At 51.8% G+C, this 15643-nt stretch carries 10 protein-coding genes; 7 read left to right on the top strand and 3 right to left on the bottom strand.

The features are described from left to right. Window positions 1-127: 127 nt before the first annotated feature. The 7 genes from cmoM (at window position 128) to gloC (ending at window position 10888) form a co-directional block, all read left to right on the top strand. Window positions 128-913: a tRNA uridine 5-oxyacetic acid(34) methyltransferase CmoM gene (gene cmoM / locus FTE26_RS19720; RefSeq protein ID WP_001297198.1), complete on the top strand. Its 786-nt coding sequence runs from the start codon at window positions 128-130 to the stop codon at window positions 911-913. Continuing rightward, window positions 910-2232, top strand: a complete 1323-nt coding sequence (gene mukF / locus FTE26_RS19715; RefSeq protein WP_001288850.1) for a chromosome partition protein MukF — start codon at window positions 910-912, stop codon at window positions 2230-2232. Before cmoM ends, mukF begins: the two co-directional genes overlap by 4 nt. Continuing rightward, window positions 2213-2917 carry a chromosome partition protein MukE gene (mukE, locus tag FTE26_RS19710; protein WP_001295347.1) on the top strand — a complete coding sequence of 235 codons (705 nt, stop codon included), beginning with the start codon at window positions 2213-2215 and terminating at the stop codon, window positions 2915-2917. Before mukF ends, mukE begins: the two co-directional genes overlap by 20 nt. Beyond that, window positions 2917-7377 carry a chromosome partition protein MukB gene (gene mukB, locus FTE26_RS19705; RefSeq protein WP_272457589.1) on the top strand — a complete coding sequence of 1487 codons (4461 nt, stop codon included), beginning with the start codon at window positions 2917-2919 and terminating at the stop codon, window positions 7375-7377. Before mukE ends, mukB begins: the two co-directional genes overlap by 1 nt. 260 nt (window positions 7378-7637) lie before the next feature. Further along, entirely contained in the window at window positions 7638-9485 is a 1848-nt protein-coding gene (gene ldtD / locus FTE26_RS19700) for a L,D-transpeptidase (protein WP_000926031.1), read from the top strand. A 180-nt stretch (window positions 9486-9665) separates the two neighbouring features. After that, on the top strand, window positions 9666-10214 hold the full coding sequence (locus tag FTE26_RS19695) for a YcbK family protein (protein WP_001295932.1): 549 nt from the start codon (window positions 9666-9668) through the stop codon (window positions 10212-10214). A gap of 26 nt (window positions 10215-10240) precedes the next feature. Beyond that, window positions 10241-10888 (top strand): hydroxyacylglutathione hydrolase GloC, encoded by a 648-nt coding sequence (gloC, locus tag FTE26_RS19690; RefSeq protein WP_001109487.1) that lies wholly within the window; start codon window positions 10241-10243, stop codon window positions 10886-10888. A 221-nt stretch (window positions 10889-11109) separates the two neighbouring features. Here gloC and aspC read toward each other — a convergent pair whose 3' ends face one another. The 3 genes from aspC to asnS all read right to left on the bottom strand — a co-directional run bounded on the left by aspC (window position 11110) and on the right by asnS (window position 15575). Then, window positions 11110-12300: an aspartate transaminase gene (aspC, locus tag FTE26_RS19685; RefSeq protein ID WP_000462687.1), complete on the bottom strand. Its 1191-nt coding sequence runs from the start codon at window positions 12298-12300 to the stop codon at window positions 11110-11112. A gap of 184 nt (window positions 12301-12484) precedes the next feature. Beyond that, entirely contained in the window at window positions 12485-13573 is a 1089-nt protein-coding gene (gene ompF, locus FTE26_RS19680) for a porin OmpF (protein ID WP_000977920.1), read from the bottom strand. Between the two features lie 601 nt (window positions 13574-14174). Further along, a complete protein-coding gene (gene asnS / locus FTE26_RS19675) occupies window positions 14175-15575 on the bottom strand; it encodes an asparagine--tRNA ligase (RefSeq protein WP_000117881.1) in 1401 nt (466 codons plus the stop codon). Window positions 15576-15643: the final 68 nt, after the last annotated feature.

Here is a 15643-nt window from a genome sequence, read left to right as displayed (position 1 = left end):
GTTCCTTTTTTAACCATATAGCAAGGGATCGCCAGCGATATTACACCAGACGGGTTCATTCTCGCCGTGGCTGTGACAAAATAGCGTCTTTATCAGAAAACGTCTTAGCCAACCGGTGGAGAAAGCAATGCAGGATCGCAATTTTGATGATATTGCGGAAAAGTTTTCCCGTAACATTTACGGCACCACCAAAGGGCAGCTTCGACAGGCTATTCTGTGGCAGGATCTCGATCACGTGCTGGCGGAAATGGGCCCGCAAAAACTGCGTGTGCTGGATGCTGGCGGTGGAGAAGGGCAGACCGCAATCAAAATGGCCGAGCGTGGGCATCAGGTCATTTTATGCGATCTTTCTGCGCAGATGATCGACCGCGCAAAACAGGCGGCAGAAGCAAAAGGTGTGAGCGACAACATGCAATTTATACATTGCGCCGCTCAGGATGTTGCTTCGCATTTGGAAACGCCCGTTGATCTGATATTGTTCCATGCGGTGCTCGAGTGGGTGGCCGATCCCCGCAGTGTATTGCAGACCCTGTGGTCAGTGTTGCGTCCAGGCGGCGTGTTGTCGTTAATGTTCTACAATGCGCATGGTTTGTTGATGCATAACATGGTCGCCGGGAATTTTGATTACGTGCAGGCGGGAATGCCGAAAAAGAAAAAACGGACGCTTTCGCCAGATTATCCACGCGACCCGGCGCAGGTTTATCTGTGGCTGGAAGAAGCTGGTTGGCAAATTATGGGTAAGACAGGCGTTCGCGTGTTTCATGATTATCTGCGCGAGAAGCACCAGCAGCGCGACTGCTATGAAGCATTACTTGAATTAGAAACGCGTTATTGCCGTCAGGAACCGTATATTACCCTGGGGCGTTATATTCATGTCACCGCGCGCAAACCGCAGAGCAAGGATAAAGTATGAGTGAATTTTCCCAGACAGTCCCCGAACTGGTTGCCTGGGCCAGAAAAAATGACTTCTCCATCTCGCTGCCGGTAGACCGACTCTCTTTTCTGCTGGCGGTTGCCACGCTGAACGGCGAGCGTCTGGATGGTGAGATGAGTGAAGGCGAGCTGGTGGATGCATTCCGCCATGTGAGTGATGCGTTTGAGCAAACCAGCGAAACCATCGGCGTGCGCGCCAACAACGCGATCAACGACATGGTGCGTCAACGTCTGCTGAACCGCTTTACCAGCGAGCAGGCGGAAGGGAACGCAATTTACCGTCTGACGCCGCTCGGCATCGGCATTACTGACTACTACATCCGTCAGCGCGAGTTTTCTACGCTGCGTCTTTCTATGCAGTTGTCGATTGTGGCGGGTGAGCTCAAACGCGCAGCAGATGCCGCCGAAGAGGGCGGTGATGAATTTCACTGGCACCGTAATGTCTATGCGCCACTGAAATATTCGGTAGCAGAAATTTTCGACAGTATCGACCTGACGCAACGTCTGATGGACGAACAGCAGCAGCAGGTGAAGGACGATATCGCCCAGTTGCTGAACAAAGACTGGCGGGCGGCGATTTCCAGCTGTGAATTGTTGCTTTCGGAAACTTCCGGAACGCTGCGTGAATTGCAGGATACGCTGGAAGCGGCAGGCGACAAATTGCAGGCTAATCTGTTGCGCATTCAGGATGCGACGATGACCCATGACGATCTGCATTTCGTCGATCGTCTGGTGTTCGATCTGCAGAGCAAACTCGATCGTATTATCAGTTGGGGCCAGCAATCCATCGACTTGTGGATTGGCTACGACCGCCACGTACACAAATTTATTCGTACCGCGATCGATATGGATAAAAACCGCGTCTTTGCTCAGCGGTTACGTCAGTCGGTACAAACCTATTTTGATGAGCCGTGGGCGCTAACTTATGCCAATGCCGATCGTCTGCTGGATATGCGTGACGAAGAGATGGCACTGCGCGATGAAGAAGTGACTGGGGAACTTCCTGAGGATCTGGAATACGAAGAGTTTAACGAGATCCGCGAACAGCTGGCGGCGATCATCGAAGAACAACTTGCCGTGTACAAAACCAGACAAGTGCCGCTGGATCTTGGTCTGGTGGTACGCGAATATCTGTCACAGTATCCGCGTGCACGTCACTTTGACGTTGCGCGCATTGTTATTGATCAGGCGGTACGTCTTGGCGTAGCGCAAGCAGATTTCACCGGACTGCCAGCGAAATGGCAGCCGATTAATGATTACGGAGCCAAGGTACAGGCGCATGTCATCGACAAATATTGAACAAGTGATGCCGGTTAAGCTGGCGCAGGCGCTGGCGAATCCGTTATTTCCGGCGCTGGACAGCGCCTTACGTTCAGGCCGCCATATTGGCCTCGACGAACTGGATAATCATGCATTCCTGATGGATTTTCAGGAATATCTGGAAGAGTTTTACGCGCGTTATAACGTTGAGCTTATTCGCGCACCAGAAGGGTTCTTCTATTTACGCCCACGTTCCACCACGCTGATCCCTCGTTCCGTCTTGTCGGAACTGGATATGATGGTCGGGAAAATCCTCTGTTATCTCTATCTCAGCCCGGAACGGCTGGCGAATGAGGGGATTTTCACCCAGCAGGAACTGTACGACGAACTGCTCACCCTGGCCGATGAAGCAAAACTGCTGAAACTGGTGAACAACCGTTCAACCGGTTCAGACGTTGACCGTCAGAAGTTGCAGGAGAAAGTACGTTCTTCGCTCAACCGTCTGCGTCGTTTAGGCATGGTGTGGTTTATGGGCCACGACAGCAGCAAGTTTCGCATTACCGAATCGGTGTTCCGCTTCGGAGCCGATGTGCGTGCTGGCGACGATCCCCGTGAAGCACAGCGTCGCCTGATTCGTGATGGCGAAGCAATGCCGATTGAAAATCATCTGCAACTCAACGATGAAACCGAAGAGAATCAGCCAGATAGCGGAGAGGAAGAATAATGATTGAACGCGGTAAATTTCGCTCACTGACGCTGATTAACTGGAACGGCTTTTTTGCCCGAACTTTTGACCTTGACGAGCTGGTCACGACGCTTTCTGGCGGTAACGGGGCGGGTAAATCCACCACCATGGCGGCGTTCGTTACGGCGCTGATCCCCGACCTGACCCTGCTGCATTTCCGTAACACTACGGAAGCCGGGGCCACCAGCGGTTCGCGCGATAAAGGTCTGCACGGTAAGCTGAAAGCGGGTGTCTGTTATTCGATGCTCGACACCATTAACTCGCGCCACCAGCGCGTGGTGGTCGGTGTGCGTCTGCAACAGGTTGCCGGACGCGATCGTAAAGTGGATATCAAGCCGTTTGCCATTCAGGGACTGCCGATGTCGGTGCAGCCGACACAGCTGGTGACCGAAACCCTGAACGAACGCCAGGCGCGCGTGCTGCCGCTTAACGAGCTGAAAGACAAGCTCGAGGCGATGGAAGGCGTGCAGTTTAAACAGTTCAACTCCATTACTGATTACCACTCGCTGATGTTCGATCTGGGCATCATCGCGCGTCGTCTGCGCTCCGCATCTGACCGTAGCAAATTCTATCGTCTGATCGAAGCTTCGCTGTATGGCGGGATCTCCAGTGCCATTACCCGTTCTCTGCGCGACTACCTGTTGCCGGAAAACAGCGGCGTGCGTAAAGCGTTCCAGGACATGGAAGCGGCGCTGCGTGAAAACCGTATGACGCTGGAAGCGATTCGTGTCACCCAGTCGGACCGTGACCTGTTTAAGCATCTGATCAGCGAAGCTACCAACTACGTGGCGGCGGACTACATGCGTCACGCCAACGAGCGCCGTGTCCATCTCGACAAAGCCCTGGAGTTTCGTCGCGAGTTACATACTTCGCGTCAGCAACTGGCGGCTGAGCAGTACAAACACGTCGATATGGCGCGTGAGCTGGCAGAGCACAACGGTGCCGAAGGCGATCTGGAAGCGGATTATCAGGCGGCCAGCGATCACCTGAACCTGGTGCAAACCGCACTGCGTCAGCAGGAGAAGATCGAACGCTACGAAGCGGATCTCGATGAGCTGCAGATCCGTCTGGAAGAGCAAAACGAAGTGGTGGCAGAAGCCATCGAACGCCAGGAAGAGAACGAGGCTCGCGCGGAAGCTGCCGAACTGGAAGTGGACGAGCTGAAAAGCCAGCTTGCTGACTACCAGCAGGCGCTGGACGTCCAGCAAACGCGCGCGATCCAGTATAACCAGGCGATTGCTGCGCTTAATCGCGCCAAAGAACTGTGCCATCTGCCGGACTTAACCGCCGACAGCGCCGCCGAATGGCTGGAAACCTTCCAGGCGAAAGAGCTGGAAGCGACTGAAAAAATGCTCTCTCTTGAGCAGAAAATGAGCATGGCGCAAACCGCGCACAGCCAGTTTGAGCAGGCTTATCAGCTGGTGGTGGCAATCAACGGCCCGCTGGCGCGTAACGAGGCGTGGGATGTCGCTCGCGAACTATTGCGCGAAGGGGTCGATCAGCGTCACCTGGCAGAGCAGGTTCAACCGTTGCGGATGCGCTTAAGTGAACTGGAACAGCGTCTGCGCGAGCAGCAAGAAGCCGAACGCCTGCTGGCAGACTTCTGCAAACGTCAGGGCAAGAATTTTGATATTGATGAACTGGAAGCTCTGCATCAGGAGCTGGAAGCGCGCATTGCCTCTCTTTCCGATAGCGTGTCTAACGCCCGTGAAGAGCGCATGGCACTGAGCCAGGAACAGGAACAGCTGCAGTCTCGCATTCAGAGTTTGATGCAGCGTGCGCCGGTTTGGCTGGCAGCGCAAAACAGTCTCAACCAGTTGAGCGAGCAGTGCGGTGAAGAGTTTACCTCCAGCCAGGACGTCACCGAATATCTGCAACAGTTGCTGGAGCGTGAGCGAGAGGCGATTGTTGAACGCGATGAAGTGGGCGCGCGCAAAAACGCTGTCGATGAAGAGATCGAACGTTTAAGCCAGCCTGGCGGCTCTGAAGATCAGCGTCTGAACGCGCTGGCGGAGCGTTTTGGCGGCGTGCTGCTGTCAGAAATTTATGACGACGTTAGCCTGGAAGATGCGCCGTACTTCTCAGCGCTGTATGGCCCGTCACGCCACGCCATCGTGGTGCCAGATCTGTCACAGGTAACTGAACACCTGGAAGGCTTGACCGATTGCCCGGAAGATCTCTATCTGATCGAAGGAGATCCGCAGTCATTCGATGACAGCGTGTTCAGCGTTGATGAGCTGGAAAAAGCGGTAGTGGTGAAAATCGCCGATCGTCAGTGGCGTTATTCACGTTTCCCGGAAGTGCCGCTGTTTGGTCGTGCTGCGCGTGAAAGCCGTATTGAAAGCCTCCATGCCGAGCGTGAAGTGCTTTCCGAACGCTTCGCCACGCTCTCCTTTGATGTACAGAAAACTCAGCGTCTGCATCAGGCGTTCAGCCGCTTTATCGGCAGTCATCTGGCGGTTGCGTTTGAGTCTGACCCGGAAGCAGAAATCCGTCAACTGAACAGCCGTCGCGTCGAACTGGAGCGGGCGTTGAGTAATCATGAAAATGATAACCAGCAGCAGCGTATTCAGTTTGAGCAGGCGAAAGAAGGCGTTACGGCGCTGAACCGCATTCTGCCGCGTCTCAACCTGTTGGCTGATGACAGCCTGGCGGATCGCGTCGATGAAATCCGCGAACGTCTGGATGAAGCCCAGGAAGCCGCGCGTTTTGTTCAGCAGTTTGGCAATCAACTGGCGAAACTGGAACCGATCGTTTCGGTATTGCAGAGCGACCCGGAACAGTTCGAACAGCTAAAAGAAGATTACGCGTACTCTCAGCAGATGCAGCGCGATGCCCGTCAGCAGGCGTTTGCCCTGACGGAAGTGGTGCAGCGTCGTGCGCACTTTAGCTATTCTGACTCGGCAGAAATGCTGAGCGGTAATAGCGATCTCAACGAAAAGCTGCGTGAACGTCTGGAACAGGCGGAAGCGGAGCGTACTCGCGCTCGTGAAGCGTTGCGTGGTCACGCAGCGCAGTTGAGTCAGTACAACCAGGTGCTGGCTTCGCTGAAAAGTTCTTACGACACCAAAAAAGAGCTACTCAACGATCTGCAACGTGAATTGCAGGATATCGGCGTGCGCGCCGATAGCGGGGCAGAAGAGCGGGCGCGAATTCGCCGTGACGAGCTGCATGCGCAACTGAGTAATAACCGGTCCCGCCGCAACCAGCTGGAAAAAGCACTGACTTTCTGCGAAGCGGAGATGGACAATCTGACCCGCAAACTGCGCAAGCTGGAGCGGGATTACTTTGAGATGCGCGAGCAGGTAGTGACCGCCAAAGCGGGCTGGTGTGCAGTGATGCGCATGGTGAAAGATAACGGCGTTGAACGGCGCTTACACCGTCGCGAGCTGGCTTATCTCTCCGCTGATGATTTGCGCTCTATGTCGGATAAGGCATTGGGTGCGCTGCGTCTGGCGGTGGCGGATAACGAACATCTGCGCGACGTGCTGCGCATGTCGGAAGATCCAAAACGTCCGGAACGTAAAATTCAGTTCTTCGTGGCGGTTTATCAGCATCTGCGTGAACGTATTCGTCAGGATATTATTCGTACCGATGATCCGGTGGAAGCCATCGAGCAGATGGAAATCGAACTTAGCCGACTGACCGAGGAGTTAACCTCCCGCGAACAGAAACTGGCGATCAGTTCCCGCAGCGTGGCGAACATCATTCGCAAAACCATTCAGCGCGAGCAGAACCGTATCCGTATGCTCAACCAGGGGTTGCAGAACGTATCGTTTGGTCAGGTGAACAGCGTACGTCTGAACGTGAACGTGCGTGAAACGCACGCCATGCTGCTGGATGTGCTCTCTGAACAGCACGAGCAGCATCAGGATCTGTTTAACAGCAACCGTCTGACCTTCTCGGAAGCGCTGGCGAAATTGTATCAGCGTCTTAATCCGCAGATTGATATGGGGCAGCGCACGCCGCAGACCATTGGCGAAGAACTGCTGGATTACCGCAACTATCTGGAAATGGAAGTTGAGGTTAACCGTGGTTCCGATGGCTGGTTGCGCGCAGAGTCTGGTGCATTGTCGACCGGTGAGGCGATTGGTACCGGTATGTCGATTCTGGTGATGGTGGTACAAAGCTGGGAAGATGAATCTCGCCGCCTGCGCGGTAAAGATATCTCTCCTTGCCGCCTGCTGTTCCTCGATGAAGCAGCGCGACTGGATGCTCGTTCTATCGCCACGCTGTTTGAATTGTGTGAACGTTTGCAAATGCAGCTCATCATCGCAGCGCCGGAAAATATCAGCCCGGAGAAAGGCACCACCTATAAACTGGTGCGTAAAGTCTTCCAGAATACCGAACACGTTCACGTCGTCGGCCTGCGAGGATTTGCGCCGCAACTCCCTGAAACGCTTCCAGGAAGTGACGAAGCGCCTTCTCAGGCGAGTTAAAATTAAGGCGGCAGCAATGCCGCCTTTTCTTTTTCCGAAAACTCCGTTTCTGCACTAAAAAAGTGGCACATTACGGCGCGCTTTTCTTTAAACTTCTTTACATTAGGTTATGTAAAAACGTATCGGCGTTTATATACTGAAGATAAGCCTGATGAGTAACAGGCTTGCTCGTCATACTTTCGTGAGTATTGGCGTTGTACAGGCAAGTCGTAAAATAACAGCCTGGCTATTCAGAGTATGATAAAAACAGGGGGCAAGGGATGTTGCTTAATATGATGTGTGGTCGTCGGCTGTCGGCAATCAGTTTGTGCCTGGCCGTAACATTCGCTCCACTGTTCAATGCGCAGGCCGATGAGTCTGAAGTAATCCCTGGCGACAGCCCGGTGGCTGTCAGTGAACAGGGCGAGGCACTGCCGCAGGCGCAAGCCACGGCAATAATGGCGGGGATCCAGCCATTGCCTGAAGGTGCGGCAGAAAAAGCCCGCACGCAAATCGAATCTCAATTACCCGCAGGTTACAAGCCGGTTTATCTTAACCAGCTTCAACTGTTGTATGCCGCACGCGATATGCAACCCATGTGGGAAAACCGTGATGCTGTTAAAGCCTTCCAGCAACAGCTGGCAGAGGTGGCGATTGCCGGTTTCCAGCCGCAGTTTAATAAATGGGTAGAGTTACTGACCGATCCTGGTGTTAACGGGATGGCACGCGACGTAGTGCTCTCTGATGCGATGATGGGCTATCTCCATTTCATTGCAAATATTCCGGTCAAAGGCACTCGCTGGCTATATAGCAGTAAACCTTATGCACTTGCAACGCCGCCGCTCTCGGTGATTAACCAATGGCAGCTGGCGCTGGATAAAGGTCAATTGCCTACGTTTGTTGCTGGACTGGCACCGCAGCATCCGCAATATGCGGCGATGCATGAATCGTTACTGGCCTTACTCAGTGACACCAAACCGTGGCCCCAACTGACCGGCAAAGCAACGTTGCGCCCAGGGCAGTGGAGTAACGACGTACCGGCGTTGCGCGAAATATTGCAACGCACAGGCATGTTGGACGGGGGGCCGAAAATTACTCTACCTGGCGATGACACGCCAACTGACGCGGTAGTCAGCCCATCCGCTGTTACTGTTGAAACAGCAGAAACTAAGCCGATGGACAAGCAAACGACATCTCGTAGTAAACCTGCGCCTGCCGTTCGCGCCGCCTACGATAATGAACTGGTGGAAGCCGTTAAACGTTTTCAGGCATGGCAAGGATTGGGGGCAGATGGTGCTATTGGCCCGGCAACACGTGACTGGTTAAACGTAACGCCCGCCCAGCGTGCTGGCGTGTTGGCTCTCAACATCCAGCGATTGCGCTTGCTGCCAACAGAGCTTTCTACCGGGATCATGGTTAACATTCCGGCCTATTCGCTGGTCTACTATCAGAACGGCAATCAGGTGCTGGATTCGCGAGTCATTGTCGGTCGCCCCGATCGCAAAACGCCGATGATGAGCAGTGCCCTTAACAACGTAGTGGTAAACCCGCCGTGGAACGTACCTCCAACTCTGGCACGCAAAGATATTCTGCCAAAAGTGCGCAACGATCCGGGATATCTCGAAAGCCATGGCTATACGGTGATGCGCGGCTGGAACAGCAGAGAAGCGATTGACCCTTGGCAGGTTGACTGGTCTACAATCACGGCCTCGAATTTACCGTTCCGCTTCCAGCAGGCTCCAGGCCCACGGAACTCGCTGGGGCGCTATAAATTCAATATGCCGAGTTCAGAGGCCATTTATTTGCATGACACGCCGAACCACAATCTGTTCAAGCGTGATACACGCGCATTGAGCTCAGGCTGTGTACGAGTGAATAAAGCTTCCGATCTGGCGAATATGCTGTTGCAGGATGCAGGCTGGAATGACAAACGTATTTCTGATGCGCTGAAGCAGGGTGATACACGTTACGTCAATATTCGGCAGTCGATTCCGGTGAATCTCTACTACCTGACGGCCTTTGTTGGTGCAGATGGTCGTACCCAATATCGTACAGATATTTACAATTATGATCTGCCTGCGCGATCCAGCTCGCAAATCGTATCGAAAGCGGAACAATTAATCAGGTAAATGAAGTAGTTCGGGGAAATCAGTTGTCGTAATAATTAGCATGATTGGGGGCGATTCTCTGCAGCCCCCGTCACTGCTGGGGTTGAGTCATCTTGACGTCTGCTTTACGGGCGGTTAAGGTGCCTCTTGTGCGCCAGAAGTGCATATAAACGATAACATTGACCTGTAGACTTGATTATCATGGACAAATTCGACGCTAATCGCCGCAAATTGCTGGCGCTTGGTGGCGTTGCACTCGGTGCCGCCATCCTGCCGACCCCTGCGTTTGCAACACTCTCTACCCCACGCCCGCGCATTTTGACACTCAATAATCTTCATACCGGAGAGTCAATCAAAGCGGAGTTTTTCGATGGCAGAGGCTATATTCAGGAAGAATTGGCAAAACTTAACCATTTTTTCCGCGATTACCGCGCGAACAAAATAAAGTCCATCGACCCAGGATTATTCGACCAGTTGTATCGCCTGCAAGGGTTGTTAGGCACGCGCAAACCGGTGCAACTCATTTCCGGTTATCGTTCTATTGATACCAACAATGAACTACGCGCCCGCAGCCGTGGAGTAGCGAAGAAAAGCTATCACACTAAAGGCCAGGCGATGGATTTCCATATTGAAGGTATCGCGTTAAGCAATATTCGCAAAGCCGCGTTATCTATGCGCGCAGGTGGTGTAGGATATTATCCACGTAGTAACTTTGTGCATATTGATACCGGGCCAGCACGGCACTGGTAGTAATTGCTTAACGAAACAGGGGCAGTATGAACTATCGTATTATTCCGGTCACCGCATTCTCCCAGAACTGTTCATTAATCTGGTGTGAACAAACCCGTCTGGCCGCACTGGTCGATCCTGGCGGCGATGCGGAAAAAATCAAACAGGAAGTTGATGACAGCGGCCTGACACTGATGCAGATCCTGCTGACGCATGGTCATCTGGACCACGTTGGCGCAGCGGCGGAACTGGCGCAACATTACGGCGTGCCGGTTTTTGGCCCGGAAAAAGAAGATGAGTTCTGGCTGCAAGGCTTGCCTGCGCAAAGTCGTATGTTTGGTCTGGAAGAGTGCCAGCCGCTGACGCCAGATCGTTGGCTGAACGAAGGCGATACCATCAGCATAGGGAATGTGACTTTACAGGTGTTACATTGCCCTGGGCATACGCCGGGTCATGTCGTGTTTTTTGATGATCGGGCAAAGCTGCTGATTTCTGGCGATGTTATTTTCAAAGGCGGAGTAGGGCGCAGTGACTTCCCGCGTGGCGATCATAATCAACTGATTTCTTCAATCAAAGATAAATTGCTGCCACTGGGGGATGACGTGACATTTATTCCGGGTCACGGACCATTATCCACACTTGGTTATGAACGCCTGCATAATCCCTTCCTGCAAGACGAAATGCCCGTCTGGTAAGGCACATAAAAAAGCCCGCTTTTAATGCGGGCCTGGATTTCTGGCAAAGTGCGCTTTGTTTATGCCGGATGCGGCACGAGCGCCTTATCCGGCCTACAAAATCGTGCAAATTCAAAATATTGCAGGGGACGCGTAGGCCTGATAAGCGTAGCGCATCAGGCAATGTTGCGTTTGTCATCAGTCTCAGCCCGCTTTTCAGCGGGCTTCATTGTTTTTAATGCTTACAGCACTGCCACAATCGCTTCGCACAGCGGAGCCATGTTATCTGGTGTCATCCCGGCCACATTTACGCGACCAGAAGCAACCGCATATACGCCAAACTCTTCGCGCAGACGCAGCACTTGTTCTTTTGTCAGGCCACTGAAGGAGAACATGCCGTTCTGTTTGATGATAAAGCTGAAGTCGCGGTTTGCGCCTTTTTCCTGCAGCGTATTGACGAACAACTGACGCATACGCTGAATACGCTGGCGCATATCAGTCAGCTCTTGTTCCCAAATCGCACGTAACGCATCGTTGCTCAGGATGGTGGCAACAACAGAAGCGCCGTGTGCTGGTGGGTTAGAGTAGTTAGCGCGAATCGCCGCTTTCATTTGGCTGAATGCGCGATCAACGGTTTCACTGTCGGCAGCAACCAGAGTACAAGCGCCAACACGCTCGTTGTACAGGCCAAAGTTTTTAGAGTAGGAACTGGCAACAATCAGCTCTTTATGCATAGCCGCGAAAGCGCGCAGTCCTTCAGCATCTTCTTCCAGACCACGGGCAAAACCCTGGTAAGCGAAGTCAAACAGCGGTAACCAGCCTTTCTCAACTGAGAGTTGTGCCAGTGTCTGCCATTGTTCCAGCGTAGGGTCGATACCGGTTGGGTTATGGCAGCAGCCATGGAACAGCACTACGTCGCCAGCCTGAGCTTCGTTCAGGCTGTTAATCAGTGCATCGAAGTCAAGGGTGTGGTTTTCTGCATCATAATAAGCGTATTCACGAACTTCCAGACCTGCAGAGTTAAAGACGCTCTTATGGTTCGGCCAGCTTGGGTTGCTCACCCACACTCGCTTAACGCTGGTATTTTTTGCCAGGAAATCGGCAGCTACGCGTAGTGCGCCAGTGCCCCCCGGAGTCTGTGCCGTGCGAGCACGTTTGTCATTGATCAGGGCGCTACCTTTACCAAACAGCAGTTCCTGAGTGCAGCGACCAAATTCAGGGATGCCGTCAATGCCGAGGTAATTTTTGGTGGTTTCATTTTCGAGCAGATACTGTTCAGCCTTTTTCACGCTGGTCAATACCGGGGTTTTGCCCGTCTCATCTTTATAGACACCAATCCCGAGGTTAATTTTGCCGGGACGTTCATCGGCACGAAACAGATCGGCCAGGCCCAGAATCGGGTCGGCAGGAGCGGCGGTAATGTTCTCAAACATGACGAGGTTCCATTATGGTTACAGAAGGGAAGTCCGCTATCAGGGTAACGGGAGATTTACAAAATTCCAACTATTACTGATGAAAACGCAGGCTGTTTTTGCAAGACGTGAGATTGCTCTGGAAGGCATAAAAAAAACAGGACCAAAGTCCTGTTTTTTCGGCATTTAACAAAGAGGTGTGCTATTAGAACTGGTAAACGATACCCACAGCAACGGTGTCGTCAGAACCTACGCCCAGTTTGTTGTCAGAATCGATCTGGTTGATGATGTAGTCAACATAGGTGGACATGTTTTTGTTGAAGTAGTAGGTTGCGCCCACTTCAAAGTAGTTCACCAGATCAACATCACCGATACCTTCTACGTCTTTCGCTTTAGATTTGGTGTAAGCGATGGACGGACGCAGACCGAAATCGAACTGGTATTGCGCAACTAACAGAACGTCTTGCGTTTTGTTGGCGAAGCCGCTGGTGTTTGTAAATTTATTAGTGATCGGCGTAGCGTTACGGGTTTCACCGTAGTTCGCTGCCAGGTAGATGTTGTTCGCGTCGTACTTCAGACCAGTAGCCCACTGTTCAGCTTTTTTACCGTTGCCAAGAGGTTGAGCTTCTTGCAGGTTGGTACGGTCAGCTGCACCATAAGCACCAACGATACCAAAGCCTTCGTATTCGTAGCTGATAGAACCGCCAACACCGTCGCCGTTAGAACGGCGTGCAGTGTCACGCTCGTTTTTACCCAGGTACTGAACAGCGAAGTTCAGGCCATCAACCAGACCAAAGAAGTTGGAGTTACGATAGGTAGCAACGCCGCCAACACGACCAACGAAGAAGTCATCGCTGTATGCAGTATCACCACCAAATTCTGGCAGCATATCGGTGTAACCCAGTGCATCATAAACCACACCGTAGTTACGGCCGTAATCGAAAGAACCAACGTCAGCGTATTTAAGACCCGCGAATGCCAGACGCGTTTTGTTACCAGTTTGAGCGTCAGCGCCTTCAGAGTTGTTACCCTGGAAGTTATATTCCCACTGACCATAACCGGTCAGATCGGAATTGATTTGAGTTTCCCCTTTAAAACCAAGACGGGCATAGGTCATGTCGCCATTGCCACCGTAACTGTTTTCACCGTTACCCTTGGAAAAATAATGCAGACCAACAGCTTTACCGTACAGATCTACTTTGTTGCCATCTTTGTTATAGATTTCTGCAGCGTTTGCAGTACCTGCTACTAACAGAGCAGGGACGATCACTGCCAGAATATTGCGCTTCATCATTATTTATTACCCTCATGGTTTTTTTTATGACACCTGCCACTGCCGTCAATAAGTTCTGTCAATAAAAATTTACGGAACTATTGATGAGAGTTTGGTGTCTTTATGTGTCTGCAGGCATCTTTCCATTCAAACTAACGTTTCGCTACCGTGAAAGTGCTACAAAGATAAAGATTTAGTTTCAAAAAGAAAAAATATGTAACCAAAAGTAAAAATTAAGGAACTTTGTGAACACCGTCATATTTCCATAGAAACGTGATGATATTTACAGCAATTTTTATCTATTTATATGATTTACTTATATTTAAATTAACTAAACGGAAATTTTGTTTCTGATGGAAACTTTATCGACCTGGCACAAAATCCTCTTTCAGACATCCAGAATGCCAAAAAATAGTATGAAAATTGTGCTATCAGCTAAGAAAAAACTAATCCGCAATAAGAATGCGGGTTATTTTTTGTGCGTAAATGTTGCAATGTAATATTCCGTAACAGGATGATCGTTATGGCGGGGTTGCAAATAGATTGCTTGACTTAACAAACAGATAACTTGACAGAAAGGATAAAAAAGAGCCAGCAGGCGCTGGCTCTTTGAGGAAGAAAATCAGAAGCTGGCGTTGCGCGGAGTACGTGGGAACGGAATCACATCACGCACGTTTTGCACGCCAGTTACGTAAGCAATCAGGCGTTCAAAACCAAGACCGAAACCTGAATGCGGAACAGTACCGTAGCGACGCAGATCGCGATACCACCAGTAATCTTCTTTATTCAGGCCCATTTCCAGCATACGCTCGTCCAGAACGTCCAGACGTTCTTCACGCTGGGAGCCACCAATGATCTCACCGATGCCCGGAGCCAGAACGTCCATAGCCGCAACGGTTTTACCGTCTTCGTTGAGGCGCATATAGAACGCTTTAATATCTTTCGGATAGTTTTTAACCACTACCGGTGCTTTAAAGTGTTCTTCCGCCAGATAACGCTCATGCTCAGAAGAGAGATCGACGCCCCAGTAAACCGGGTTTTCAAACTTCCTGCCGCAGTTTTCGAGAATGGTCACTGCGTCGGTGTAATCCACCTGCGCGAAATCGGCCTCAATGAAGCGTTCCAGACGTGAAACGGCATCTTTATCTACGCGTTCAGCGAAGAATTTCATGTCGTCTGCGCGTTCTTCGAGAACCGCTTTGAAGACATATTTCAGCATGGCTTCAGCCAGACCCGCGATATCGTTCAGGTTAGCAAACGCCACTTCCGGCTCCAGCATCCAGAATTCCGCCAGGTGACGGCTGGTGTTGGAGTTTTCAGCACGGAAAGTCGGGCCGAAGGTATAAATTTTGGATAATGCGCAAGCGTAGGTTTCGCCGTTCAACTGGCCAGATACGGTCAGGAAAGACTCTTTACCAAAGAAGTCTTTGTCGAAATCCACTTTGCCCTGATCGTTACGCGGCAGGTTTTCCAGATCCAGCGTAGAAACGCGGAACATTTCGCCTGCACCTTCGGTATCAGATGCGGTAATCAGTGGCGTTGAAACCCAGAAGAATCCCTGCTCGTTAAAGAAGCGATGCAGCGCCTGCGCCAGCGTATGGCGAACGCGCGCGACGGCACCAATCAGGTTTGTGCGCGGACGCAGGTGAGCGACTTCACGCAGATACTCAATGCTGTGGCGTTTTGCCGCCATCGGGTAAGTGTCTGGATCTTCAACCCAACCAGCAACTTCAACTTTGCTGGCCTGAATTTCAAATTGTTGCCCCTGGCCCGGCGACGCCACGACTTTACCCGTCACAATGACCGAGCAGCCGGTGGTCAGACGCAGGACGTCTTCATTGTAATTGGGCAGAGAATTATTGATGACAGCCTGTACAGGATCAAAGCAGGAACCGTCATAAACGGCGAGGAAGGAGATGCCAGCTTTTGAATCTCGGCGGGTACGTACCCATCCGCGTACGGTGACTTCGCTGTCAACGGCTACGCGGCCCTGGAGTACGTCGGCTACAGGCACAACGCTCATAATATTCTCTCTGTTAATAGTCGGAAAAAATAAACACTTGTCCACCCGTAAATGGGGGGATACCTATG

Source organism: Escherichia sp. S10b, from assembly GCF_028421345.1.
GTDB lineage: Bacteria > Pseudomonadota > Gammaproteobacteria > Enterobacterales > Enterobacteriaceae > ECMA0423.
Note: the sequence above shows the minus strand (reverse complement) of the source record. Positions and strands in the feature narration are given on the sequence as shown.